General features: G+C 47.4%; 20 protein-coding genes and 1 tRNA gene. 6 read left to right on the top strand and 15 right to left on the bottom strand.

Annotated features, from left to right (window positions below):
• Positions 1–96: 96 nt before the first annotated feature.
• The 4 genes from CWI76_RS00310 to CWI76_RS00295 all read right to left on the bottom strand — a co-directional run bounded on the left by CWI76_RS00310 (position 97) and on the right by CWI76_RS00295 (position 4,035).
• The gene (locus tag CWI76_RS00310) at positions 97–549 is read right to left on the bottom strand and encodes a hypothetical protein (RefSeq protein ID WP_126758419.1); all 453 of its coding nucleotides are present in this window, start codon (positions 547–549) and stop codon (positions 97–99) included.
• Positions 539–1,285: a 23S rRNA (guanosine(2251)-2'-O)-methyltransferase RlmB gene (gene rlmB, locus CWI76_RS00305; protein WP_126758418.1), complete on the bottom strand. Its 747-nt coding sequence runs from the start codon at positions 1,283–1,285 to the stop codon at positions 539–541. The genes CWI76_RS00310 and rlmB overlap by 11 nt, the downstream gene beginning before the upstream one ends.
• Positions 1,286–1,298: 13 nt before the next feature.
• Positions 1,299–3,656, bottom strand: coding sequence for a ribonuclease R (gene rnr, locus CWI76_RS00300; RefSeq protein WP_126758417.1), 2,358 nt, complete (start codon positions 3,654–3,656; stop codon positions 1,299–1,301).
• A 292-nt stretch (positions 3,657–3,948) separates the two neighbouring features.
• Positions 3,949–4,035, bottom strand: a tRNA-Leu gene (locus CWI76_RS00295).
• A gap of 199 nt (positions 4,036–4,234) precedes the next feature.
• Between CWI76_RS00295 and CWI76_RS00290 the strand changes: the two genes are divergently transcribed.
• Positions 4,235–4,777, top strand: a complete 543-nt coding sequence (locus CWI76_RS00290) for an RDD family protein (RefSeq protein ID WP_126758416.1) — start codon at positions 4,235–4,237, stop codon at positions 4,775–4,777.
• Positions 4,778–4,793: 16 nt separating this feature from the next.
• On the opposite strand, the gene lptG is transcribed toward CWI76_RS00290, so the two are convergent.
• Together lptG and lptF are read right to left on the bottom strand one after the other, a co-directional pair.
• Positions 4,794–5,864, bottom strand: a complete 1,071-nt coding sequence (lptG, locus tag CWI76_RS00285; RefSeq protein WP_126758415.1) for an LPS export ABC transporter permease LptG — start codon at positions 5,862–5,864, stop codon at positions 4,794–4,796.
• Positions 5,864–6,970, bottom strand: a complete 1,107-nt coding sequence (gene lptF / locus CWI76_RS00280) for an LPS export ABC transporter permease LptF (protein WP_126758414.1) — start codon at positions 6,968–6,970, stop codon at positions 5,864–5,866. Before lptF ends, lptG begins: the two co-directional genes overlap by 1 nt.
• A 123-nt stretch (positions 6,971–7,093) precedes the next feature.
• On the opposite strand from lptF, the gene pepA reads away from it, so the two are divergent.
• Genes pepA through CWI76_RS00265 form a run of 3 tightly spaced genes read left to right on the top strand, consistent with a single transcriptional unit; the run spans position 7,094 to position 11,935 of the window.
• A complete protein-coding gene (gene pepA, locus CWI76_RS00275; RefSeq protein ID WP_126758413.1) occupies positions 7,094–8,599 on the top strand; it encodes a leucyl aminopeptidase in 1,506 nt (501 codons plus the stop codon).
• Positions 8,600–8,611: 12 nt separating this feature from the next.
• Entirely contained in the window at positions 8,612–9,067 is a 456-nt protein-coding gene (locus tag CWI76_RS00270) for a DNA polymerase III subunit chi (protein WP_126758412.1), read from the top strand.
• A gap of 18 nt (positions 9,068–9,085) precedes the next feature.
• Positions 9,086–11,935 carry a valine--tRNA ligase gene (locus tag CWI76_RS00265; RefSeq protein ID WP_126758411.1) on the top strand — a complete coding sequence of 950 codons (2,850 nt, stop codon included), beginning with the start codon at positions 9,086–9,088 and terminating at the stop codon, positions 11,933–11,935.
• A gap of 28 nt (positions 11,936–11,963) precedes the next feature.
• Here the strand turns inward: CWI76_RS00265 and CWI76_RS00260 are convergent, their stop codons facing one another.
• The 8 genes from CWI76_RS00260 to CWI76_RS00225 all read right to left on the bottom strand — a co-directional run bounded on the left by CWI76_RS00260 (position 11,964) and on the right by CWI76_RS00225 (position 20,360).
• Positions 11,964–13,325: a GntP family permease gene (locus CWI76_RS00260; RefSeq protein ID WP_126758410.1), complete on the bottom strand. Its 1,362-nt coding sequence runs from the start codon at positions 13,323–13,325 to the stop codon at positions 11,964–11,966.
• Between the two features lie 55 nt (positions 13,326–13,380).
• The gene (gene rraB, locus CWI76_RS00255; protein ID WP_126758409.1) at positions 13,381–13,743 is read right to left on the bottom strand and encodes a ribonuclease E inhibitor RraB; all 363 of its coding nucleotides are present in this window, start codon (positions 13,741–13,743) and stop codon (positions 13,381–13,383) included.
• Positions 13,736–14,470 (bottom strand): 1-acylglycerol-3-phosphate O-acyltransferase, encoded by a 735-nt coding sequence (locus CWI76_RS00250; RefSeq protein WP_126758408.1) that lies wholly within the window; start codon positions 14,468–14,470, stop codon positions 13,736–13,738. The genes rraB and CWI76_RS00250 overlap by 8 nt, the downstream gene beginning before the upstream one ends.
• Before the next feature lie 61 nt (positions 14,471–14,531).
• Positions 14,532–16,772 (bottom strand): DNA topoisomerase IV subunit A, encoded by a 2,241-nt coding sequence (parC, locus tag CWI76_RS00245; RefSeq protein WP_126758407.1) that lies wholly within the window; start codon positions 16,770–16,772, stop codon positions 14,532–14,534.
• Positions 16,773–16,786: 14 nt separating this feature from the next.
• On the bottom strand, positions 16,787–18,679 hold the full coding sequence (gene parE / locus CWI76_RS00240; RefSeq protein WP_126758406.1) for a DNA topoisomerase IV subunit B: 1,893 nt from the start codon (positions 18,677–18,679) through the stop codon (positions 16,787–16,789).
• A 56-nt stretch (positions 18,680–18,735) separates the two neighbouring features.
• Positions 18,736–19,314, bottom strand: coding sequence for a YqiA/YcfP family alpha/beta fold hydrolase (locus tag CWI76_RS00235; protein WP_126758405.1), 579 nt, complete (start codon positions 19,312–19,314; stop codon positions 18,736–18,738).
• A 3-nt stretch (positions 19,315–19,317) separates the two neighbouring features.
• Positions 19,318–19,758: a DUF1249 domain-containing protein gene (locus CWI76_RS00230; protein WP_126758404.1), complete on the bottom strand. Its 441-nt coding sequence runs from the start codon at positions 19,756–19,758 to the stop codon at positions 19,318–19,320.
• Positions 19,755–20,360 (bottom strand): NUDIX domain-containing protein, encoded by a 606-nt coding sequence (locus tag CWI76_RS00225; RefSeq protein ID WP_126758403.1) that lies wholly within the window; start codon positions 20,358–20,360, stop codon positions 19,755–19,757. Before CWI76_RS00225 ends, CWI76_RS00230 begins: the two co-directional genes overlap by 4 nt.
• A 244-nt stretch (positions 20,361–20,604) precedes the next feature.
• Here CWI76_RS00225 and tolC point away from each other — a divergent pair, with 244 nt between their 5' ends.
• Both tolC and lpxL read left to right on the top strand, forming a co-directional pair.
• Positions 20,605–21,966 (top strand): outer membrane channel protein TolC, encoded by a 1,362-nt coding sequence (gene tolC / locus CWI76_RS00220; RefSeq protein ID WP_126758402.1) that lies wholly within the window; start codon positions 20,605–20,607, stop codon positions 21,964–21,966.
• Positions 21,959–22,888: an LpxL/LpxP family Kdo(2)-lipid IV(A) lauroyl/palmitoleoyl acyltransferase gene (gene lpxL / locus CWI76_RS00215; protein ID WP_126759334.1), complete on the top strand. Its 930-nt coding sequence runs from the start codon at positions 21,959–21,961 to the stop codon at positions 22,886–22,888. Before tolC ends, lpxL begins: the two co-directional genes overlap by 8 nt.
• Here the strand turns inward: lpxL and glnE are convergent.
• Positions 22,885–25,629 (bottom strand): bifunctional [glutamate--ammonia ligase]-adenylyl-L-tyrosine phosphorylase/[glutamate--ammonia-ligase] adenylyltransferase, encoded by a 2,745-nt coding sequence (gene glnE, locus CWI76_RS00210; RefSeq protein WP_241967913.1) that lies wholly within the window; start codon positions 25,627–25,629, stop codon positions 22,885–22,887. The genes lpxL and glnE overlap by 4 nt on opposite strands.
• Between the last annotated feature and the right edge of the window lies 1 nt (position 25,630).

Genomic DNA, 25,630 nt, shown 5'->3' with positions numbered 1-25,630 from the left:
TCAGTCACACCCTCAGCAGCAAGGAACGCTTTTTTAAATGAATAAAATACTTCAGACTGATTTAAGCGGCGGGATTTTAGCCTATAACGCCTGCAATCACAAGCTTGATTGCGCTTTATGGCCGTTTTCAACAAGCTCAATTAATATTTTGACGTACTGCTCCGGCAATGCACCAAAGGTTTCCATCTGCCCTTGCACTTTAAAACGTTGTATCGAAGAGCTTGTGTCACTCTCTGTTGGCGCGCTCAACTGCCCTGACAATTGCAGTAAATCAGCAGCTTCAACCGTAACATTGAGTGTCCAGGCATGGTCTTGTGGTTGATCGAGCAATCGCCATTCATGACGGCTTTCGATTCGTTGTTGTACATCAAACAGAACATCTTCTAACTGCGGATTTTTAGTACCGGTAACCTCGTAGGAAACATATAGGTACGGCTTGTTTGAGCGCTTGCTTGGATCAAGATCGCCAACGGGCAGCCATGCTAGTGCTAACATGGCAATCACTAACCCCGCGAGTAATAATGGCCGCCAGCTACGCTTAATTGCCATGACGTTGCCTCACCGCCTCATACAAGCAAACACCGGTAGCGACAGACACATTTAAGCTACTGACGGTGCCTAATAATGGGATTTTAATGAGCTCATCACAGGTTTCCCGCGTCAACCTGCGCATGCCGTCACCCTCTGCACCCATTACAATAGCGACAGGCCCTTTAAGGTCGACAGCATAGAGTTCTTGTGTAGCTTCACCAGCCGTACCAATCACCCACACTTGCTTATCTTGCAACTGTCGTAAAGTACGCGCCAAATTCGTTACCTGGACAAACGGTACGGTTTCGGCCGCACCACTTGCCACCTTGCGGACCACTGGTGTAATCGATGCCGATTTGTCTTTTGGAACAATCACGGCAGTAACCCCAGAGGCGTCGGCAGTGCGTAAGCAAGCACCTAAATTATGCGGATCAGTCACACCATCGAGAACTAGGAACAGCGCGCGTTTGCCGGCTTTGTCACATAGGCTATCCAAATCATTCTCGGTTAACTGCGGTGCTTCAAGCGCAGTAATGGCGATTCCTTGGTGATTACCACCTTCGGTTTTTTTATCGAGCGTCGCCTTTGGCACAAATTGGACGCGTAAACCTAATCGCTGAGCTTGGCTGACTAATAACTGTAACGGTTTATCTTGACGCTCTCGGGTGGCAAATACTTCGACCAAACGCTCTGGGTGCTGCTCTAACAAAGCGCGCACCGAATGCATGCCAAATATGGTGACTTTTTTACTCATGATAATTATTGACTCACTTTCTTACTTTTTTGTTTTTTGGCTTCTTACCTTTTCGCGTCGCTTCGGTCGCTTTTCGCTTCGATTTGATTCGCGCTTTAGTCGCTTGTTTTTTCTGCTTCTTACTAGTAGCAGAAGGCTTGTTGCGCTCGCCACGCGTACTCGGATGGTGCCCTTCCGGCATGCGATTTTTACCCATCGGGCTTTCCGCTGACAACAAGTCTAAATCGATTTTACGTTCATCCAAATTAACCGATTTGACACGGATGCGGACTTTATCACCTAACCGATAAACAATTCGACTATTTTCACCAATGAGCATCTGCTTTTCGCCGTCAAATTGATAATAGTCGTTGGAAAGGTTACTGATATGCACTAAACCATCAATTTGCATGTCATCAATACGCACAAACAAGCCAAAATTAGTCACCGCGGCAATCACACCACCAAACTCAGAGCCAATATGGTCTTGCATGTATTCACATTTGAGCCATTCATCAACTTGACGCGTTGCATCATCGGCGCGACGTTCAGTCATTGAACAGTGCGCTCCAAGTTCATCAAGTTGTTCATCCGGATACATCCAAGCGCCCTCTAGCGCCGGACTGGGCCCTTGTTGTTTCTTCAACAGCGCCTTAATTGCTCGATGCAAAATTAAATCTGGGTAACGACGGATGGGCGAAGTAAAGTGCGCATACTCATCAAGCGCTAATCCAAAATGTCCTGCATTATCCGGGCTATACACCGCTTGCTGCATCGAGCGAAGTAACATCGTTTGAATCAATTCAGCATCAGGACGTTCAGCCACCTGTTGTAAAACTTCGGTGTAGTCGCGTGAACTCGGATCATCTGACCCTTTCATGGTTATTCCTAGCTCTGCTAAGAAACTTCGAAATGCACTTAAGCGCTCAGTTGATGGTGGCTCATGCACACGGAACAGCGCGCCAGCCTCTTCATGCCCTTCTATCAGTCGAGCCGTGGCGACATTCGCCATAATCATACATTCTTCAATAATGGTGTGAGCAACATTTCGACGCACTGGCTCAATTGATTCAATTTTCCGTTGAGCATTGAAGATAAAACGCGTTTCTAATGTTTCAAATTCAATTGCAGCGCGCTGTTGGCGTGCTTTTTTAAGCACTTTAAACAATCCGTGTAGATGGTCGATATTCGTCATCACATGATCATATTCAGCACGTAACTTCGGATCACCATCGAGAATTGCAGCAACTTTGGTATAAGTTAGTCGCGCATGTGAATTCATTACTGCCGGATAAAACTTCGATTTTTGTAGTTTACCCCGCGCATTAATTTCCATTTCAGCGACCATGCAAAGCCGGTCAACATCTGGATTTAATGAACACAATCCATTGGAAAGTTTTTCCGGTAACATGGGAACAACAAAGTTCGGGAAATAAACCGAGTTTCCGCGCTCAAAAGCATCTTTATCTAATGCCGTGTTGGGACGCACATAGTAGCTCACGTCAGCAATCGCCACCCATAAGCGCCAGCCGTCGCCATTAGGCTCGGCACACACTGCATCATCAAAGTCACGAGAATCATCACCGTCTATGGTAATTAACGGCAACTCGCGTAAATCGATTCGCCCTTCATAAGCTTCTGCTGGAATCGTCTCACCAAACCGAGCGAGCTCTTGCTCAACGCCAGCAGACCACGTGTTTGGAATATCATGTTCGCGAATGGCAATTTCAATTTCCATGCCGGGTGCCATGTGTTCACCAAGCACCTTTGTGATCGTACCGAGCGGACTACTACGTCGAGTCGGTCGTTGGGTAATTTCAACCACCACAATTTGCCCATGCCGTGCTCCGGCTGCCTGACCTTCTGGAATAAGAATGTCTTGGTTAATGCGGCTATCATCCGGTACAACCATGCCAATGTTATGCTCGACAAAATAGCGTCCGACAATGTCGCCTTGGCGAGGTTCGATAACCCGCACCACACGCCCTTCAACACGGCCTTTACTATCGGTACCTTGCTGCTGCACCAACACTTTATCGCCGTGCAAAACGTTGTACATTTGATGATGAGGAATGAATAAATCAGCCCCACCCTCATCCGGACGACAAAACGCAAAGCCATCGCGGTGGCCAATAATCCGACCTTTTATCAAATTCATTCGGTCTGGCAAACCATAGGCGTTAGCTTTGGTATAAATTAATTGCCCATCACGCTCCATAGCCCGTAGCCTGCGTTTTAAGCCTACCTGTTGACGTTCGTCACTGAGCTGAAATTGTTCGACAAGTTCTTCAAATTGCATGGGCTTGAGACGAGCTTTCACAGCGTCTAGGAGCTGCTCGCGCGAGGGAATTTCTACTTCGTATTCGGGGGTATCTTTTTCTTTAATTGTCATAATTTCTCATATTAGCAATGCGTTCTTGCATTGAATGAATAACCTAAGCATAACAGGTTATTCGTTATTCGTTATTCGTTATTCGTTATTCGTTATTCGTTATTCGTTAAAGATTAGACTAAAGCCAAAGAACGCAAGTTCCTTGCAGCAAAAGAAATTCCGAAACAAGATTGTTGTTGAAGTACCGAACAGCGAAGCGGACGAAGAGCGTAGCGCACGAACAACGAAACACGCTTTTGCACTTGTCTTTTCGAATAACCAGTAACGAATAACGAATAACGTCTTTAGGAAGTGGTGCCTAGGGTCGGACTCGAACCGACACGGGTTTTATCCCGGCGGATTTTGAATCCGCTGCGTCTACCAATTTCGCCACCCAGGCACTGGGGACTTTTGCGCTAGCTTGGCTAGCTGAAGCATGGTGCGCATTATACTGAACCATTACCGTCAATCAAGACATTTTAGTGAACATTTGTTCGTTCGATTATTTCATAACCATATTCATTTAAAAATTAGTGTTCCACGGTAAGTTTTGGTTAAGATAGCTGCCATCAAATGAGCAGAGAGGCCAATACACAGCCATGACCGACCAACCCGAAGATTTAAATCAACAAGCTCCTCGAACCACCGCTCAAATTCATGCGAGTTTCCCCAGCGCTGGATTTCTTCGGCGCATAGCCGCCATGGTTTATGACTTACTTGTTGCCGTTGCAATTTTAATGCTCGCCTCGGGCATTGCCATGTTGCTACCTGCCATATTAAGTAAGATGGGTATTATTGAACTGACTGAATCGTTCACCGCCGCAGATTGGCTCAATCAAACGCCCCTTTACGGTATCTATTTAATAACCGTGCTGGGATTATTTTTTGGTTGGTTTTGGTGGCGTAGCGGACAAACAATTGGCATGCGTGCTTGGCGACTCAAAGTACAACAACGTAATGGCCACCGATTAACGAAAAAACAGGCACTGATTCGCGTTCTAACATGTGCATTCGGGCTTGGAAATTTATGGGTTTTAGTTGATTTTAAAAATCGTCGAGCATGGCATGACTATGCCGCTGGAACCGAGCTCGTAACCCTCTCAAAAGAAGCCAATCAACTGTATTATTGGAAAGAGTTGTAAGGTTCTCACGCCGCGGCTAACTTCCGCGGCGCCCCATCATCCAAAGTGCCCATCCCGCAAATATCAAGCTTGGCAACAACGCTCCTAAAACTGGCGGTAGCTGATACACCTGAGCCATCGGACCAAATATTTCGTTGCTAACATGGAAACCGAAGCCAGTGATAACACCCAGTAAAATACGAGCGCCCATGGTTGTTGAGCGTAACGGCCCAAAGATAAATGACAACGCTACAAGCAACATCACAGCAACGGTCATTGGCGCCAATAATTTTCGCCAAAGTGCTAACTCGTAGCGATCGGCAGCCTGACGATTACTTTCTAAATAATCGAGATAATCCAATAACCCCCGAATTGAAAGTGATTCAGGTTTTACCGTTACAACGCCAAGCTTGTCTGGGGTCAAGGATGATTGCCACATAAACGTTGGTTGCGAAGACTGAATAATTCGATCAAGTGTGTATTGGGTTTTGGTCACTTCCATAAGGCGCCATTGATCGGCAGCATAGGTGGCTGATCGGCCTTGGGTTATCGACTCAAGTTCGTTATTTTGGTCAAAGTTATAAATAGTGACGTCACGAAGCCGACCCGTGTTTTCCACTTCACCTATATTGACAAAACTAAGCCCATCTCGTGCCCAAATCCCTTGCTGTGCAGAAATTAGACTGCCACCTGATATTGCACGGGCGCGAAGTTCGCGACCGTGAGATTCGAGCTCGGGCGCAATCCACTCGCCCATCGCCATAACAGCTAGCATCATAATTACTGCAGCCTTCATCACTGAACCGACAATATTCAATCTCGAGCGACCGGCCGCGAGCATAACAACAAGCTCTGAATTGCTCGCTAGCATTCCCATCCCAATCAAGCCACCTAAAAGAGCAGCCATTGGGAAAAACACTTCAATATCTCGGGGTAAACTGTACAGCACAAATAATCCGGCATCGGCTACCGAATAGGTGCCTTTACCCACTGACTTTAGCTGTTCCACAAAACGGATCAGACTTGATAATCCACTCAGTACCGCCAAACTCAGTAACGAGGTAACGAGTACAGAACGTGCAATGTAGCGATCAAGGATAGAAAACATTAACGTGACCTCTTCAGCTTAGCCATTGCTTTGAGCCCCCAAGGCCGACCTTTGCCGATAAGTATTATTCCGCAAATAAGCAGTAAAATATGAATCCACCACAAACCGATAGCTGGATGAATTGCCTCATCGGCAACGGCTGAACGCGCCGCCATTAACGTCAAAAAGTAGCCAAGATAAATCAGCAACGCAGGTGCCATTCGTGCAAACTTGGCCTGACGCGGATTAACACGGCTCAGCGGCACCGCAATGAGTGTTAAAAGAGGCATTGCTAGCGGTATTGCAATACGCCATTGCAGCTCAGCCTGAGCTTCAGCATCCTGCTCACGCATAAGCTCGAGGGTACTGTAAGCCTCTAATTTGCGAATATATTCTGAGCCTTCTTGTTCTTTAATCTGCAGTTGATAATCGTCAAACTGCATAATTTGGAATTCACCTTCAATAAAACTTTGCGCGTAACGCATACCATTGTTCAAAACCAAGGTTTGCGCGCCTGTGTCGGCGGCAATAACACTGCCGCGATCTGCCATAACGACACTTCCACCTATTACTTGGTCATCTTCGTCACGCAATGACTGTGCTACAAAGACTTCGTCAAGGTCGCCATTTTCGTTGAGACCTTGAACATAAATCACCGCTTTTTGGTTACTGGCTTGTTGAAAGCGTCCAGGCATAATCACGCTAAGCCCACTTTCACTTCTCGCTTTTTCTTCCACGACACGTTCTTGTTCTAGTGACCATGGTACTAAATAAAGTGTCAATGTTGCCGTGATAATAGCCAACACAATGGAGAGCACGAGTGTTACTCGGGTGACATACCACTCACTGACACCGCAAGCATGCAAAACGGTCATTTCATTATCTGCATAAATGCGACCATGAGCTAACAGGATGCCAAGAAAAAGACTTAGCGGAAGGATTAATGCAGCAAGCGCAGGAAGATTCAGACCAAGTAGCTGGATCACAATATTGCTTGGAATTTCACCCGCTGATGCATCAGCCAATACGCGAACAAACTTCTGACTTACAAATATCGTCATCAACACCACCAATACGGCGATTTGAGACTTGAATGTTTCACGTATTAAATAGCGAAATATGCGCACTGAAACCCACTCTTAACATTGCTTTTTACTGGAAATGCTGCGAATTTTAAGTAAACTTGTCATTTTCACAAGAATTATTCTACGACAGCGATCTACTGTCAACCGCAGCAAACGGGAGCACATATGGAGTTCAGCGTAAAAAGCGGCAGTCCTGAAAAACAACGTTCTGCCTGTGTCGTGGTCGGTGTATACGAACCACGCCGCCTATCCGGTGTAGCAGAGCAACTCGACAAAGTGAGCGGTGGTTACTTGAGTAACCTATTACGCCGCGGCGATCTCGAAGGCAAATCAGGCCAAATGCTACTGTTACACAACGTTCCTAATGTATTTAGCGAGCGCGTACTGCTCGTTGGTTGTGGTAAGGAACGCGAGCTCGATGAACGTCAGTATAAACAAATTATAGAAAAAACCATCCATACTTTGAACGAAACAGGTTCTATGGAAGCGGTTTGTTTTCTCAGTGAGCTGCACGTTAAAGGTCGCGATACTTACTGGAAAGTCCGCCAAGCCGTGGAAGCGGCGCAAAGTGGTTTGTATACGTTCAATCAGTTGAAGACCCGCAAAGAAGAGCCGCGTCGTCCTCTGCGCAAGCTAGTTTTCAACGTACCAACTCGCCGCGAGCTCCCGCTCAGCGAAAAAGCGATTGCACATGGGTTAGCGGTTGCTAAAGGGATGTCGATTTGTCGCGATGTAGCTAATATGCCACCCAACATTTGTACACCTCGCTATTTGGCTGAACGCAGTAAAGAGTTGGCGAGTAACTATGACAATATGTCGTTTACGGCGGTCACCGAGCAAGAAATGGCTGAGCTTGGTATGAACGCGTACCTTGCTGTTGGCCGCGGCTCTGAAAACGAATCCGTATTAAGCTTAATACACTATCAAGGTGCCGCTAAAGAGCACGCTCCGATTGTATTAGTCGGTAAAGGGCTAACCTTTGATGCTGGCGGTATTTCCATAAAGCCTGCAGCCAATATGGACGAAATGAAATACGATATGGGTGGTGCCGCAGCCGTATTAGGTACTATGCAAGCCATCGCAGAGTTACAACTACCGATAAATGTAATTGGCGCCATCGCTGGTTGTGAAAATATGCCAGATGGCCGTGCTTATCGCCCAGGTGATGTACTCACTACCATGAGTGGCCAAACGGTTGAAGTATTAAACACTGACGCTGAGGGTCGCCTCGTGTTATGTGATACGCTGACTTACGTTGAGCGCTTTGAACCAGAAGCTGTTGTTGATATCGCCACCTTGACTGGAGCCTGTATTATTGCTCTTGGACATCATGCTAGCGGATTAATGAGCAGTCATAACCCGCTTGCTCATGAATTGCTATCAGCCTCTGAACAAAGTGGTGATCGTGCATGGCGGTTACCGTTATGGGATGAGTATCAAGAAGCGCTCGACAGTCCATTTGCCGATATGGCAAATCTTGGTGGACGCGATGCCGGAACAATTACGGCTGCTTGCTTCCTATCTCGATTCACGAAGAAATATCATTGGGCCCATCTCGACATCGCTGGCACAGCGTGGCGAAGTGGTGCCAAAAAAGGAGCAACCGGTCGACCAGTCGCTCTGTTAACGCAATTCATCATTAACCGCACCGCCTCTGGCGAGCAAGATTAAGCTGAGCACATTATGGCGCAGGGCATTTTTTACGTACTCGATGGACTCAACGAAGAGCAACAACGACAGTTCTTCTGCGAGCGTATCGCGCAAGCCTGGCGCGAGTTTCGCAGTGTGCGCGTTTGGTGCCCTGACCAAAGTACTGCTGAGCAGCTAGATGAAGCATTATGGCAAGCGCCAGCAGATGCCTTTGTGCCGCATAATCTCGTGGGCGAAGGTCCTGCGCAAGGTGCGCCAGTCGAGCTGTGTTGGCCGCAGGCTAACGTTCCGCAACGACGCACAGCAGCGGTCGTTAATTTGATGGCTGACATACCAAACTGGCAAGGCGCTCGACTTATTTTAGAACGTGTTCCCTCAGCAGAAAGCGAACGTCAAGCAGCACGAGAAAGATATAAGACTTATCGTCATCAAGGTGTTGAGTTACAAACCGTAAATGCATCTGAGCAGATAAAATCATCAACCAAATAGAACGAAGTGAAGGTTTCTATGGATAAAACGTATTCCCCGCAAGCCATTGAGCAAGCGCTCTACAAAAATTGGGAAGAGCAAGGTTATTTCAAACCGTCAGGTCACGGCGATTCATATTGCATTATGATTCCGCCGCCCAATGTTACTGGCAGCTTGCACATGGGACATGCGTTTCAGCACACCATTATGGATACGCTGACGCGGTACAAGCGAATGGACGGCTACAATGCGCTTTGGCAAGTAGGCAGCGATCATGCTGGTATTGCGACGCAGATGGTTGTTGAGCGCCAACTTGCAGCTCAAGGTGTTACCCGTCAAGAGCTTGGTCGCGAAGCCTTCATCGAAAAAATTTGGGACTGGAAAGCGAAATCTGGCGGAACCATCACCTCACAAATGCGTCGCCTTGGCGATTCAGTTGATTGGGATCGCGAACGCTTCACTATGGACGATGGTTTATCCAATGCTGTGAAAGAAGTGTTCGTTCGGTTACACGAAGAAAACCTAATTTACCGCGGTAAGCGTTTGGTGAACTGGGATCCGAAACTGCAAACAGCTATTTCTGATCTGGAAGTCGAGAACAAAGAGCAACAAGGTCATATTTGGCATTTACGCTACCCTCTTGCTGACGGTGCAACGACTGCAGATGGCAAAAACTACTTGGTCGTTGCTACGACACGCCCTGAAACCATGCTTGGCGATGTTTGTGTGGCAGTACACCCTGATGACGAGCGGTATCAAGCCCTTATCGGTAAGCACGTACAACTACCGATTGTTGGACGCAAAATTCCGATCATTGCCGATAGTTACGTCGATCAAGAGTTTGGTACCGGTTGTGTGAAGATTACTCCAGCTCATGACTTCAATGATTATGACATTGGTAAACGTAATAATTTGCCAATGATTGCTGTGTTAGACAACCATGCACATATCCGAGTACAAGCCGGTTTGTATACCCCAACAGGCGAAGAGCTGCCAAGCATTGATGGCTTCGATGGTACGCTTCCTGCCGATTATCAAGGTCTAGAGCGCTTCGAAGCACGCAAGAAAATTGTCGCTGATTTTGATGCGCAAGGCTTGCTCGACAAAACTGAGCAACATACGAATAAGGTTCCGTATGGCGACCGCGGTGGCGTGCCAATTGAGCCGTATCTAACCGACCAGTGGTATGTACGGGTCGCACCTTTAGCCGAAGTTGCGACCAAAGCGGTTGAAGATGGCGAGATTCAATTCGTACCCAAGCAGTATGAGAACATGTATTTCTCTTGGATGCGTGACATTCAAGATTGGTGTATTTCTCGCCAGCTCTGGTGGGGACACCGCATTCCAGCTTGGTATGATGAGCAAGGTAATGTCTATGTCGGCCGCGATGAAGCCGAAGTTCGAGCAAAACATAATTTAGACGACATCACGCTTCGTCAAGATGACGACGTGCTCGATACGTGGTTCTCATCGGCATTATGGACATTCTCAACTCTAGGCTGGCCAGAGAATACGGATGATTTGAAGACGTTCCATCCAACCGATGTACTGGTGACTGGTTTCGATATCATTTTCTTCTGGGTTGCCCGCATGATTATGATGACCATGCACTTCCTAAAAGATGAGAATGGCAAACCGCAGGTACCATTTAAAACGGTATACGTCACCGGCCTGATTCGTGATGAAGAAGGTCAGAAAATGTCGAAGTCAAAAGGTAACGTGCTTGATCCACTCGACATGATTGACGGTATCGATTTGGAATCGTTGGTGCAAAAGCGTACGGCAAATATGATGCAGCCGCAGCTTGAAGCAAAAATTAAGAAACGTACTGAAAAGCAGTTCCCAGAGGGAATTTCGGCACACGGTACTGATGCACTGCGCTTTACTTTAGCCGCATTAGCTTCAACAGGTCGCGATATCAACTGGGATATGAAGCGTCTGGAAGGCTACCGTAACTTCTGTAACAAGCTTTGGAACGCTAGCCGCTACGTGCTAATGAATACCGAAGAACAAGATTGCGGCACCAATGGCGGCGCAATGGAGTTATCGCTTGCTGACCAATGGATCATTGAGCAGTTTAACGACACTGTGAAGCAATTCCGCAGTGCACTTGATAACTACCGCTTTGACCAAGCAGCAAGTATTGCTTATGAATTTACCTGGAACCAGTTCTGCGATTGGTACTTAGAGTTAACTAAGCCAGTTCTGTTCAACGGTACTGCTGAGCAACTACGCGGAACCCGTCACACGTTAATTACCGTGCTAGAGCAGCTGTTACGCTTACTACATCCGTTGCTGCCGTTCATCACAGAAGCCATTTGGCAACGCGTTGCGCCACTTGCTGGCGTTAGTGGTGATACCATCATGATGCAGCCGTATCCACAAGTGCAGGAGCAGCAATTCGCTACAGCACGTGACGATATGGAATGGTTGAAACAAGTGATTGTCGCAGTGCGAAATATTCGTGGCGAAATGAATTTGTCACCAAGTAAACCATTGCCGGTGTTATTTAAGAATGCTGATGATGTCGCTCGCAAGCGTCTTGAACACAACGCTAACTTCTTAAGTGCGTTAGCAAAACTTGAGTCTGTTACTTTCTTGGGTTCTAACGACGAGGCGCCAGCGAGTGCGACTGCCTTGGTTGGTCGTATGGAAATTCACATTCCTATGGCAGGCTTGATTGATACCGCAGCAGAGCTAGCTCGTCTTGATAAAGCGATTGAGAAAGCTCAGAAAGAGTTTGATTTGTTTACGCGTAAGCTAAGCAATGAAAACTTCGTTAGCAAAGCACCAGCGGATGTGATTGAGAAAGAACGCGCCAAGCAAGCTGAAGCCGAGGAAACACTCCAACAGCTTCAACAGCAACGCGCTAAAATAGCCGCACTTTAATCTAGCACATTAAGCTGCACTCACATTTTTAAGCGAATGCGAGTGCAGCTACAACGGCAATCAGTGCCGCTAGCATTGGGATAACAACGGTCACCACAAAAATATCTTTATACGCTTCTTTATGGGTTAAGCCCATGAGGGTCAGTAACGCAATCACTGCCCCCGAGTGTGGCAACGAATCCAAACCGCCTGCCGCAAGGTTAGCGATACGATGCAAAAGCTCTGGTGCCACACCAGCCTCAAGATACGCAGGCGCTAAACTTGACATAAAAATCTGTAAGCCGCCGGATGCAGAAGCAGTGACACCTGAAATCAAATTCGCCGAAACAAACACAGAAGCCAACGCTGGCATGTCTAACGCGAGAAGCCATTGCGCAAATGCATGGAATCCCGAAGTTTGAATAACAACCCCACCAAACCCAATCACCGCTGCCGTATTGATTAGCGGAAGCAGCGCATCGTCAACACCTAAGCCTGCTGCTTTAACAAACTGCGAACGCACTTGCGGAAACAGAATAAAGCACAAAGCACTGCCCACGAGTAAAGCAAAACTTGCCCATAAAACCGGTTGCGTCGACGCAAACTTTTGCCAATCACTATCGATTCCAAAACTTTGAAGCGCTCGTGGTAATACGATTGTTGCTAATACCAGAAGGATTGGCATTAATGACATCCACAGCCCAGGTAAGGCCTCACCGGGTTTGGGAGCTAATGCGGCCATATGCTGGTCTTTGTCATTCGCAATGTAGTCTTCGCCCTGTTGCTGAGCGCGCTGCCACTGCCTCTGAAGGTACCACATTCCTAAACCAGCCATCACCAGCGCGGCTAATACGCCGTACCAGCCTCCGGCAAAAAGATCAGTCGATAAACTACGTGCGGCAATAACATTATGTATCGACGGCGTGCCGGGTAGCGCGGTCATGGTGAAGGTTCCCGCCCCAAGTGCTATTGCTGCCGCATAAAGGCGTCGAGGAATATTTGCGGTGCGCATTAAGGTGACGCCAATTGGATACATGGTAAACATCACGACAAAGACGACCACACCACCATAAGTTAATACAGCACAAACGAGCATAGCGATAAGTAAAGCGCGTTTTTGCCCCAACCTATTGGTTATTCCAACGGCGACGCCTTGAGCGGCATGACTTGTTGCCATAATGCGCCCAAATAAGCCACCACACAGAAATAATAAAAGGAAGTTGCCAGCAAAACTAAAAGCCCCGGATGGGCCAAACGGAAAATGTTTTAGAAATATGTCGGATATGGGTAGGTGATTGGTAACGCCAATCACCAACACCGACAGCAGCACTGCCAAAAGAATATTAACGCCGCGTAACGCCAATATAATGAGTAAAACGAGTCCAATAATGAGTCCCAAATCACCTAACATAATGTCATGCCCTTCTATTATTGTTCTTAGCGGGCGCGGTGATTATGGAACGTCGTTATTCCTCTTCGTCGTCCTCACCGAAATACGTGCCCCAGCCGTCGTAATCGACACCGGCGATGTCTGCTATTTTGGTCACTTCTTTGGTTTGCGCCTGCAAAACTTCTGCTTCAAGTTTTACCTCACTCACGGCAACAAATGCAAATAAACGCGAACCATCGTCTAACTCAAATTCATCGGCATCATCAACATGATAGCCTACCTTTACCAGTTCTACGGCTGCTTTTTCGAGCTTGGTAAAATCAGAGCTGACTAAGTGATGCTCAATCTGGAATTTTTCCTGTGGATCAGCGCCATCAGCAATCAGTGCCGCGACTGTTTCATCGCTTTGCTTCAATAACTCAGGAAGATCGTTAGCCATGCGTTGTTTTTCCTTGCGCTAATTCGTGATCAAGTTCACTTATTTTAGACTGCATCAGTTCGTGGCAATGGGCGGCTAAGGCGCGAATTGAATCAGCGCTGTAGTTCGCAATTTTTACTGGCTTCAGCATTTCGATAATCACTGTACCATTGTTCCAACGGTTCAGTTTTATTCGACCATGCAAATTAGATACGCAAATTGGAACAATGTCGACTCCCGCTTGCACGGCTGTACGAAAAGCACCGGTTTTAAACGGCAATAAGCCACGACCGTAACTGCGCGTGCCTTCTGGAAATAAGAGAATTGAGAGCTGACGTTTACGAATCGCTTCTGCTGCTTGTTCAATTGTACCGTGTGCGCGACCTTTGTTGTTGCGATCAATCAGAATGTTTCCAGCAAGCCAGTACAGCTGACCGAAGAACGGTATCCACTTCAAGCTCTTTTTACCAATACTTACGGTGCTTTGCGGCATCGAGCGCGCTAAGGTGAAGATATCGTAACTATTTTGATGATTGGCGATGTAGACAAAAGGACCTGCGTTGGCAATTTCATCCGGTACTCGAATATCTAGTTTCACCCCTAACAAACGATGCATGCGACCGTACCAGTGGGCGGCAAGAGTCGTGTTATTTCGATGAAATGGACGAATCAGACAAATAAGCAATAACAACGTACTGCCAACAACAATGAAAACGCCTAACAGCACTATACGTAAAACAGCGAGCATGTAGTCTCCTTAATCACTAATGCCCGCTAGTATAACCTGTTAGGCGCCGAGAAACGTCCGATCAGTCTTGATTTTCGACAGTAATTGCATCAACGCGCTGCAACCCTCGTGGTAATTTGTTTCCACGACGACCGCGCTCACCGCGATAGTGCTCTAAATCAGACGGTTTCAAAGTCAGTTTCCGTTTCCCAGCCAGCAAAGTAATCGCTGCATCAGCCGGCACGACTGCCGCCGCCACCACATATTCTTCACGTGATTGTGCGCGAAGAGCAGGAATGCTCAGCATCTTATTACCTTTACCTTTAGCTAGTTCTGGTAAATCGCGAACTGGGAACAGTAACATACGACCTTCGTTCGAGATTACGGCAAGTAGGTCATTTTCAACATCGGTTACGGTGCTAGGCGGAAGTATTTTTGCCCCGGTTGGCAGGTTCAAAATAGCCTTACCATTCTTATTCCGGCTGACTAAATCTCCGAACTTACAAATAAAACCGTACCCAGCATCAGAAGCTAATAAGTAGCGTTGTTCGTCTTTTGCCATGAGTACTTGGTCAACGGTTTCGCCGGCAACCATACTGAAGCGTCCGGTAAGTGGTTCACCCTGCGTTCGCGCAGAAGGCAGCGCATGTGCTTCGCACGAATAGCTGCGCCCCGAACTATCAAGGAATACCACTTGTTGATTGCTCTTACCTACAGCTTGCGCTAAGAAGTTATCGCCCGACTTGTAGGCTAAGTTTGCACCATCAACATCGTGTCCTTTCGCGGCGCGCACCCAGCCTTTCTTCGAGAGCACCACGGTAACAGGCTCAGCTGGAGTCAAATCACGTTCACTTAGCGCTTTTGCTTCTTGGCGTTCAACCAACGGCGAACGACGATCATCACCGTACTTTTCCGCATCGGCGAGAATTTCTTTACGAATGAGGGTTTTCATGCGGCGATCTGAGCCAAGCAGGAGCTCAAGTTGCTGACGCTCTTTCTCTAACTCCTCTTGCTCACCTTTTAGCTTAAACTCTTCCAGTTTGGCTAAATGACGCAATTTCAATTCTAAAATAGCTTCTGCTTGCGTATCGGTTAAACCAAAGCGCGCCATCAGTACGGGTTTTGGCTCATCTTCATGACGGATGATAGCAATCACCTCGTCAATATTGAGATATGCAATGAGCAAACCTTCCAAAATGTGCAAACGCGCTAAGATTTTGTCGAGTCGATACTGAACACGACGAGTCACGGTTTCCTGACGGAACACCAGCCACTCTTTGAGCACATTAAGAATTGGTTTTACTTGTGGGCGACCATCAAGACCTAACATGTTTAAATTGACACGGTAGTTTTTCTCGAGGTCTGTTGTCGCAAATAAGTGTTGCATCATTTGCTCAACATCAATTCGGTTCGAGCGCGGCACAATCACCAAGCGGGTTGGATTTTCATGGTCCGATTCATCGCGCAAATCAGTCACCATCGGCAATTTTTTGGCCTGCATCTGCCCCGCAATTTGTTCGAGTACCTTCGCGCCTGAGGCTTGATGTGGCAGCGCTGTAATGACAACTTCGCCATCTTCCATGTGGTATTTTGCACGCATCCGAATGGTGCCACGGCCAGATTCGTATATCTTGACGATTTCATGGTGAGGCGTGATGACTTCAGCGTCCGTTGGATAATCAGGACCACGAAGATGCTCCATGATTTCACTCAAATCAGCGCTAGGTTTCTCAAGTAACAAAGCACAGGCATGTGCCACTTCGCGTACGTTATGAGGAGGTATGTCGGTTGCCATACCAACCGCAATACCAGTCACGCCATTTAATAGAATATGTGGCAGGCGTGCCGGTAACATGCGCGGTTCTTTCATGGTGCCATCGAAGTTAGGCGTCCAATCAACGGTTCCCTGACCTAGCTCGCTTAATAAAACTTCACTAAAACGAGACAGACGAGCTTCGGTATAACGCATTGCTGCAAACGATTTCGGATCATCAGGCGAACCCCAGTTCCCCTGCCCGTCAACTAACGGGTACCGATACGAAAACGGCTGCGCCATCAACACCATGGCTTCATAACAAGCACTGTCACCATGCGGGTGGAACTTACCCAATACGTCACCGACGGTACGTGCTGACTTCTTGTATTTTGCCAGCGCCGATAAGCCGAGTTCAGACATGGCATAAATAATGCGTCGCTGAACTGGTTTCAAGCCATCGCCAATATGTGGCAGCGCACGATCCATGATCACATACATGGAATAATTGAGGTACGCGTCTTCAGTAAACTTGCGTAACGGGAGTTGCTCTAAAGCATCCATAGACATGTGAATAATTCTCCTTAAAGCTCGGCCAAGTCGACTAAGTTGCCTTTACTTTCCAACCAGTCGCGACGGTCACCCGAACGTTTTTTAGCAAGTAGCATATCCATTAACTCTTCGGTCGCTTCAGGTTCATCAACTGTTAGTTGTACTAAGCGTCGAGTATTCGGATCCATGGTGGTTTCGCGCAATTGCAGCGGATTCATTTCACCCAAACCTTTAAAGCGTTGAACGTTCACCTTGCCCTTTTTCTTTTCCGCTTCGATGCGATCTAAAATGCCCTGCTTTTCGGCTTCATCTAATGCGTAGAACACCTCTTTGCCAACGTCTACTCGGTACAATGGAGGCATTGCCACATACACATGACCATGATCGACCAGAGCTCGGAAATGTTTGACGAATAATGCACAGAGCAAAGTCGCGATATGCAAGCCGTCTGAATCAGCATCGGCGAGAATACATATTTTACCGTACCGCAGTTGCTCCAGATCGTCAGAGTTAGGATCAACCCCTAAAGCGACCGAAATATCATGAATTTCTTGCGAGCCTAGAATTTGATCAGACTCAACTTCCCAAGTATTGAGAATCTTACCGCGTAATGGCATCACCGCTTGGAAATCACGATCACGGGCTTGCTTTGCTGAGCCACCTGCCGAGTCACCCTCGACTAGGAATAATTCGCCGCGAGCCGGATCTTGGGTCGCGCAATCGGTCAGCTTACCGGGTAATGCAGGCCCCTGAGTTACTTTCTTCCGCACCACTTTCTTGCTGGCACGCATCCGTCGCTGGGCGTTGTTAATACACAATTCAGCGAGTTGCTCAGCCTGCTCTGTGTGCTCGTTTAGCCACAAACTAAACGCATCTTTTACCACCCCAGAGACGAATGCGGCGCACTGACGAGATGACAACCGTTCTTTGGTTTGACCAGCAAACTGCGGATCTTGCATCTTCACCGACAAAATATAAGCACAACGATCCCAAATATCCTCTGGCGTTAATCTTACGCCACGCGGCAACAAATTACGGAATTCACAAAACTCTCGCATGGCGTCGAGTAAGCCCTGACGCAAACCATTCGCATGGGTTCCGCCTTGAGGCGTTGGAATTAGGTTCACGTAACTCTCGGTGACACCTTCACCGCCTTCTGGCAGCCATGTAACGGCCCAATCAACGGCCTCATCATTGCCAGCAAAGGCTCCAATGAATGGCTCTTCAGGTAGCGTTGGTAGTTCACGAACAGCCTCTACGAGATAATCCCGCAAACCATCTTCGTATAACCACGTTTGCTCTTCATTATCGACGAGATTCCGGAAGGTAATTTTTAAGCCTGGGCACAATACCGCTTTTGCACGTAATAAATGCGTTAATTTCAGTACTGAAAACTTGGGAGAATCAAAATACTTCGGATCTGGCCAAAAACGCAGGTTCGTACCGGTGTTGCGTTTGCCGACAGTGCCTGTCACCTCGAGTTCAGAAACCTTATCACCATTCTCAAAGGCCATTTGAAACACTTGACCATCACGTTTTACGGTTACGTCTACTCGAGTGGATAACGCATTTACAACGGAGATACCTACCCCGTGCAAACCGCCCGAAAACTTATAGTTTTTATTAGAAAATTTACCACCAGCGTGAAGCTTGGTCATGATCAGCTCCACCCCAGGCACACCTTCTTCAGGGTGAATATCAACTGGCATACCACGACCATCATCTTGCACTTCTAATGATTGATCAGGGTGTAACGTCACCACCATTTCGCGTGCATGGCCAGCTAAAGCTTCATCAACACTATTGTCGATGACTTCTTGGCCTAAGTGGTTGGGGCGCGTGGTATCGGTGTACATTCCCGGTCTGCGACGGACCGGTTCGAGGCCATTGAGGACCTCTATCGCATCGGCTTTGTAATCTGACATGCGCTAATCTATCTCGTGTTGCACGGAATCGTTGTTATAGGAATGCCCATATACTGTTACAGGACGTCGAGAAACTCAAGCACAGCTGGTAAGTAGCGCGGAAAATCAACAAAACTGTGATCACCGCCTTGCTCAACAAGCATTCGCTGAGTTCGATAATAGTCTCGGGCGAGCCGATAATCCAAACGCTCGTCGCCAGCTTGAAGCAGCACCATTAACTCCACATCTTGCGAGAACTGCTGCTCTGCTGCAATCAAAACTTCACGATCGTGAGAATCGAGTCGGTAATGTTCGTTGGTATAAGGGTGAACGCGCTCAGTTACCTCTTCCGGCATCCAACTGTAAGGTCGCACCGCTGGATTAATCAGAACGCCGCGAACATGGCGCTGGCGTTGGCGCAATTTACTAACAACATAATGCGTCCAGAATCCCCCCAGCGAGCTTCCCATCACCGCTTTAATTGGACGATGTTCAATCAGGTCATCAAGCAACGCTCGTATTTCGGCCATGCGTGATGGCTGCTGCGGAGCGTATAGCAAATCGGCACCGGCGCCATGCGCTTTCAAATAATCTTGTGTTTGAATGATTTTTAAACTGCCCGGCGAACTTTCAAATCCGTGTAAATACAGCAACAAGGCTTAAACCTCCTGGAAATAGCCATTCGCTCGAATAAGTTGGAGCCACTCTTGCAAAAAGTGATTCACTTGATGTTTTTCATCGGCATGGTACATGCTTGGATTTGGCACGTCATAACTGGCCTGTAATCGAGAAACGCCTTGGCTTCTGACCACTTCAGCGAGCTGAGCATCGTGATAGAGACGCACATCTATTTGCGTCTCTCGCAATCCTGGCAACTGCTTTAGTAACGCCTGCTGTTCAATTCTCACTTCCGTTGTATAGGGTGCTGTTTCTAGCACTGTCACCGCAAAGCGTAATTGCTGCCCAACCTTGATGACTTTCGAGCCTGATTGCTTGACGCCAGCAACCATTGGGCGCAACGCAGCATAGTTGATTGCCGCGAGCCGTTGTAAGGCTGCGAGATCAAACTTATAGCGTTTTCGAATCACATCGGTTGTCATAAATCCTCGAACTGGCGTTTATGTAATTGCAACCATTGTAGCCCAATCACGCTCGCCGCATTGTTAATTTTTCCTGCTTCTAACAACTGCACCACGTCACCATAGGGCAAAACGTGTACGCGGATATCTTCATGTTCTGTCGCCAAACCGGCGTGGCGAGCTGCTTTATCGCTATCAACTAGTGCAATGTATATCGAAATTTTCTCGGTACATCCGCCCGGTGTGGATAAGTAGGTAAGAGCGTAATGTAAGCTATTCGTTGCTAACCCAGCTTCTTCTTGAAGTTCACGATGAGCTACCTGCTCCGCCGTCTCATCGTTACTATCGTACATGCCAGCAACAAACTCGAGCAACCATGGCGAAGCATCCGTACCTAACGCGCCAACCCGGAACTGCTCTAACACCACGAGTGCATCTTTTTGTGGATCATAGGGCAACACGACCACAGCATGCCCACGGTCCATCACTTCACGGTCAAATACTGGCGACCAATCGCCCTCAAATAAGCGATGCTGCAACCGTAATTTATAAAGACTAAGAAAACCCTCTCGTATCAGTGTTTTCTCAATAACTTTTACGTCATTTTGATTATATTTTTGCACAAGCAACCTTTTCTCGTTGTTTAACGTCTTATGTACTCGATTGAACGCGAAATTGATTCATAACAATTGTAAAAAAAACCATCTTTGGCACATAATTAGTTACACTTGAACCTACTCTGTTGCAACTGGCGCCATGCATTTAAATTCGTTTCACAGTAAACTAGTAAACATTCACGAGTGTATGTAAAATGGCAGCCAGTTTTTTGGCAAGATGATGCTTTCAAATAATTAGGACACCCTATCCATGAAAAAGCACGTATTATCAGTTTTAGTTGGCTTAACGCTAAGCGCGACCAGTACTGTCGCCTATGCCGACGACCTTGCACAAGTTTTCCAGCTTGCATTGCAGAACGATCCTACACTACAACGAGTTGATGCTCAGCGTCGCGCCGCACAAAAAGGTATCGATATCACCAAATCAGCTTTTTGGCCGCAGGTGAGTTTCTCGGCTGGTTACTCACGCTCAGAATCAGAGAGTGCAAATTATGATTCTGTTGCGCAAAGTTTTATTGTTATTGATAGCGAGAACCGCGGCTGGAATGCTGGGGTAAACTTAACCCAAACGGTTTTTGATATGAACGTTTGGGATCAAGCTGCATTAAGCGAAAAGCAAGCTTACCAAGCTGAAGTAAATTACCTAAGTGAGCGTCAGCAATTGATGATTCGCGTAGTGAATGCCTATTTCACGGTTCTGGAGCGCATAGACGACTTAGAGTTCGCAACTGCTGAGAAAAAAGCAATTGAACGTCAACTTGAACAAACCAAGCAACGCTTCTCTGTTGGCTTAACCGCGATTACCGATGTGCACGAAGCTCAAGCACAATACGACACGTCGGTGGCGTCAGAAATCCAAGCGAAAAATGCCGTTGAAATTGCACAAGAATCATTGCGCGAAATCACGGGTCGTTATCATCAAGATTTAGCTCAGCTAAACACCGAAACTTTTTCGCCTGAAAGCCCAGAGCCAGCGGATGCCATGCAATGGGTAAAAATTGCAGAAGACAAGAACTTACAGTTATTGGTTCAGCGCGTGTCGGTTGAAATTGCTGAGCAACAAATTGATTTAGCGCGCAATGGTCACTTACCAACCGTGTCGTTGAATGGTTCATACTCGACTCGCGATACCACCACCACGGCACGCGGTAACGAAATTGATATGCCACGGATGGATTCCAACTCGATCGGACTCTCTTTGAATGTGCCGATCTTCACCGGTTTCCGCACGTCATCTGAAGTTGACCAAGCGCGTGAAAACTTTGTCGCCTCAAGCCAAGAGCTTGAGGGAGTTCGTCGCGGTGTCGAACGTCAAGTTCGCAACGCTTATTATGATGTTGTCGCTTCGCAATCAACAATTCGTGCGTTCGAACAAGCGGTTGTTTCAGCTGAGAGCGCGTTGAAAGCCACGCAAACTGGTTTTGAAGTTGGTACCCGCACAATCGTCGACGTATTGAACAGCACCCGCAATTTGTACAATGCTCGGCGTAATCTATCGAGCGCCCGTTATGGATACATTCGTCAGTATTTGACTCTGAAACAAGCTTCAGGTCAGATTAGCGAACAAGATTTAGTAGCCATTAACGCAAGCTTGATTAATGAAAATAATTGAAAAACCGCACTTTGAGCCACGGTTTTTATTACCGAAGTACTGGTTAACGTGGCTTAGCGTCGGCATTCTCTACACCATTTCTTGGCTGCCATATCGTTGGCAGCTAGGAATGGGCAGAGTTTTAGGTCGACTATTCTATCGTTTCGTTCCTCGCCGCGCAGGCATTGCTCGCCGCAATCTCGAATTGTGCTTTCCGAATATGTCGCCTAGCGAAATCGAAACGCTCGTTCGAAAAAATATGCAGAATACTGGTATCGCCTTCTTCGAAACGGGCATGGCTTGGTGGTGGCCAGATTGGCGCATTCGTCGTAAATTACATGTTCACGGCGAAGAACATCTTCATGCAGCCCAAAAAGATGGCAAAGGCGTTTTGCTGTTACTGTTTCACTTCTTGAGCCTAGAAGTTCACGCCAGATTACATGGTTTCGTTAAACCAGCCGTAGGCCTTTACCGACCGCATAACAACGCAGTAATGGAATACCTACAAACCTTAGGACGCGGCCGATCAAACAAATACATGATTCCGCGCACCGACGTGCGGAGCATGCTACAAGCACTCGATCAAGGTGAGATTGCCGGCTACTTGCCAGACCAAGACTATGGCCGCAAGCGCACTGTATTTGCACCACTATTTGCCGTTGAGAAAGCCAGCACCACGACCGGCACGTTGTTATTTGCAAGCAATGCGAATTGCGCAGTATTACCGGTAACTTGTTTTCGACGCGATGACGGTTCTGGGTACGATATGACGTTTTACCCTGAGTTCGAGAATTTCCCGACTGGAAATGACGTCGATGATGTCACTCGCGTCAATCACATGATTGAATTTGCCATTCAGCAAAAACCTGAGCAGTACATGTGGATACATCGACGCTTTAAAACGCGACCGAACGAAAGTGACCCCGACCTTTATAAACCTTAATCCGCTAACCAATGTCGCCATGCTTGAATAACCGTATGGCGATATTCTTCTAAGTCCATTCGTGTAACATTACCACGGTCATCAAGCGCTAACTGATGAATCACTTCACGTTCGGAAATATAAGCTTTCATTAGCTCCTGTGCGCGTTCGGCACTCATTAACCCGACCTGTGCAGCACCTTCTAATATGCGAATATTATCGGTAAATTCAGTTAACGTCGGATGTTCCGGAGCGAAACGTAGCACTAAATATTGAACTAAAAACTCTAAATCAGTGATACCTCCTTCGCCCTGCTTAACGTCAAACTCCTGCCCTTCTACTTTGGCATGTAAGTGCTCGCGCATTTTTTCACGCATACTAAGCACTTGCTTTCTCAGTTCCGCTTCATCACGACTTTGACAGAGCTGTTGCTGACGTATTTCTATTAGCTTTTGACACAACTCAGGACTGCCGAAGACTGGACGCGCTCGCACTAAAGCTTGTAACTCCCAAGTCCAAGCGTCTTCACGCAGATAACTGGCAAAAGTATCCAAGCGCGATACTAACAAACCGGCTTTACCCGACGGTCGCAAACGCATATCGACTTCATACAACGTACCGACCACCGTTCTTGTGGTAAACAAATGCAAAATACGCTGCGCTAAACGAAGATAAAACTGTTGAACCTCAATAACTTTGGCCCCGTTAGTTTCGCCTGAATAATCTGAGTCAGTAATAAATACTAAGTCTAAATCAGAGCCATAGCCCAGCTCCAAGCCGCCGAGTTTGCCGTATGCCATCACAGCAAACCCCATATTGTCGATATCACGACCAGGAGGCACGCCGTGTTTCTCCGCTAACTGAAACCATGCTAAACGCACAACTTTTGCAATAATTGCTTCAGCAAGATAGCTCAGGTGGTCACTGACTTTCATAAGCGGTAGCGCACCACTTATATCAGCCGCAGCAACTTTCAGTTGCAACACTTGACGAGCCTGACGTAGCGCATCCATTTGCGCCTCAAGTTCTTGTTCTTGCTCTGGTAGTCGCATCAAAAACTCATCCAAGAGCGACGGATAATCTTCCAATTTAGGTAGTTGATACAAATGTTGTGGATCAATTAACTCATCGAGCAGCAGCGGATACAACGCAAGTTGATGAGTTAACCACGAGCTGGCACGGCATAACTTAATAAGTTGCTCGCGTGCACCGCTATTTTCAACTAACAACTCAACATACGCAGTACGTGTCATTATCTTTCGCAACACTTGAAGCACGCGCTCGAGTACAGAATCGGAATCAGCAAATTGCACAATCCGCTCCAGCAACAATGGAACCAAACGCGCCATTGCCTTACGCCCACGGGGGCCTGAACCGCGCTTACGAACATCCATCCGTAACTGATTGACTTGTTGCCATATGAGTTGCGCCGTGGCTTTCGCAAGGCCAACATCAACAAGAACGTCGACTGCCGTATCATCTTCAATCATATCCTGCCACAGCAGCTGTAGTTCCCCTGCTTCTTCGTCTTCAGCATCAGGATCGCCAATTACCTGACGGAAGTGCTGATGAACTTTTACCATCGTCGTCTTAATTAACTCATCCACTTTTTGCCAAGGCTGCTGATAAGCCAAGCTAATACGCTCTTGCAATGCCTTCTCAGTAGGTAAGGTTTGCGTTTGTTCATCGTTGAGTTGCTGCAGTACGTGCTCCATTTTGCGCAGCACGGCATAACACGCCAGCAACTCATCAACCGACGATTGCGGAAGAAGCCCGAGTTCGGCAATGGCTTGGTAGGCTTGATAAATCGACTGAGTTTGTAATTGTCGTTGTTGGCCGCCACGAATAAGTTGAAAAACCTGTGCAATGAACTCGATTTCGCGAATGCCGCCGGGACCTAACTTGATGTTGTGTTCGAGCCCTTTTCGTCGCGTTTCCTGGGTGATTAAACTCTTCATTTTACGTAATGCATCGATTGCGGAGAAATCGATGTAGCGACGATAAACAAATGGCCGCAGTAACGCTGATAGCTGTTGCTGATAGTTGGCATCAGCGCCGATGATTCTTGCCTTCACCATGGCATAGCGTTCCCAGTCTCGACCCTGCTCTTGATAGTAGTATTCGAGTGCCGACAAACTGGCAACAACCGGGCCTGATTGACCAAATGGACGAAGTCTCAAATCAACCCGGAACACCCGCCCATCGACAGTGATTTGATCAAGCATACTCACCAAGCCTTGGGCAAGTCTGGTGAAGAACACACTGTTCTCAATTGGTTTACGCGGATGGTCCGTTTCACCTTGCTCTGGATAACAAAATATAAGGTCAATATCGGATGAAAAGTTGAGTTCGCCGCCGCCCAATTTGCCCATCCCAATGACTAACAACGGAAGTGCATCGCCGTGCTCGTCACGCGGCGTGCCAAACCGGTCACAAAACCGCGGATACAACCACGCTAATGAACTGCTAATAAAAGCATCTGCAGTCGCGGTAATGTGCGCTAACACATCCTCTAACGGCATTTGTTGCAGTAAGTCGGCTGCCGCAATGGTGGCGTACCATCGTTGCCGTAATTGCCGTACCAGTTTATTCGCTTCAGCCTCGTTAGTGCAGTGCTCTAAACTCGCATTTAACTTGGCTTGATAATCGCTCGGTTGAGGGAGAACAACTTTTTCCCCCTGCCACTCGATGGCATCGGGATATTGCTCGAGTACACGAGCGACAAATTCACTAATTGATGTTACCCGCGCCAACTTATCCACA

It is taken from the genome of Pseudidiomarina marina (assembly GCF_003987045.1).
Classification (GTDB): Bacteria; Pseudomonadota; Gammaproteobacteria; order Enterobacterales; family Alteromonadaceae; genus Pseudidiomarina; species Pseudidiomarina marina.
This window is presented reverse-complemented; position numbering and strand designations above follow the sequence as displayed.

Bases quoted from the DNA above. Each gene is read 5' to 3' on its own strand.
- CWI76_RS00270 (WP_126758412.1), top strand. From the start codon at position 8,612: ATGGCGCAGGGCATTTTTTACGTACTCGATGGACTCAACGAAGAGCAA.
- lptG (WP_126758415.1), bottom strand. From the start codon at position 5,864: ATGTTTTCTATCCTTGATCGCTACATTGCACGTTCTGTACTCGTTACC.
- parC (WP_126758407.1), bottom strand. From the start codon at position 16,772: ATGTCTATGGATGCTTTAGAGCAACTCCCGTTACGCAAGTTTACTGAA.
- CWI76_RS00260 (WP_126758410.1), bottom strand. From the start codon at position 13,325: ATGTTAGGTGATTTGGGACTCATTATTGGACTCGTTTTACTCATTATA.
- parE (WP_126758406.1), bottom strand. From the start codon at position 18,679: ATGTCAGATTACAAAGCCGATGCGATAGAGGTCCTCAATGGCCTCGAA.
- CWI76_RS00290 (WP_126758416.1), top strand. From the start codon at position 4,235: ATGACCGACCAACCCGAAGATTTAAATCAACAAGCTCCTCGAACCACC.
- rraB (WP_126758409.1), bottom strand. From the start codon at position 13,743: ATGGCTAACGATCTTCCTGAGTTATTGAAGCAAAGCGATGAAACAGTC.
- tolC (WP_126758402.1), top strand. From the start codon at position 20,605: ATGAAAAAGCACGTATTATCAGTTTTAGTTGGCTTAACGCTAAGCGCG.
- CWI76_RS00230 (WP_126758404.1), bottom strand. From the start codon at position 19,758: ATGACAACCGATGTGATTCGAAAACGCTATAAGTTTGATCTCGCAGCC.
- rnr (WP_126758417.1), bottom strand. From the start codon at position 3,656: ATGACAATTAAAGAAAAAGATACCCCCGAATACGAAGTAGAAATTCCC.
- rlmB (WP_126758418.1), bottom strand. From the start codon at position 1,285: ATGAGTAAAAAAGTCACCATATTTGGCATGCATTCGGTGCGCGCTTTG.
- CWI76_RS00250 (WP_126758408.1), bottom strand. From the start codon at position 14,470: ATGCTCGCTGTTTTACGTATAGTGCTGTTAGGCGTTTTCATTGTTGTT.
- pepA (WP_126758413.1), top strand. From the start codon at position 7,094: ATGGAGTTCAGCGTAAAAAGCGGCAGTCCTGAAAAACAACGTTCTGCC.
- CWI76_RS00310 (WP_126758419.1), bottom strand. From the start codon at position 549: ATGGCAATTAAGCGTAGCTGGCGGCCATTATTACTCGCGGGGTTAGTG.
- CWI76_RS00265 (WP_126758411.1), top strand. From the start codon at position 9,086: ATGGATAAAACGTATTCCCCGCAAGCCATTGAGCAAGCGCTCTACAAA.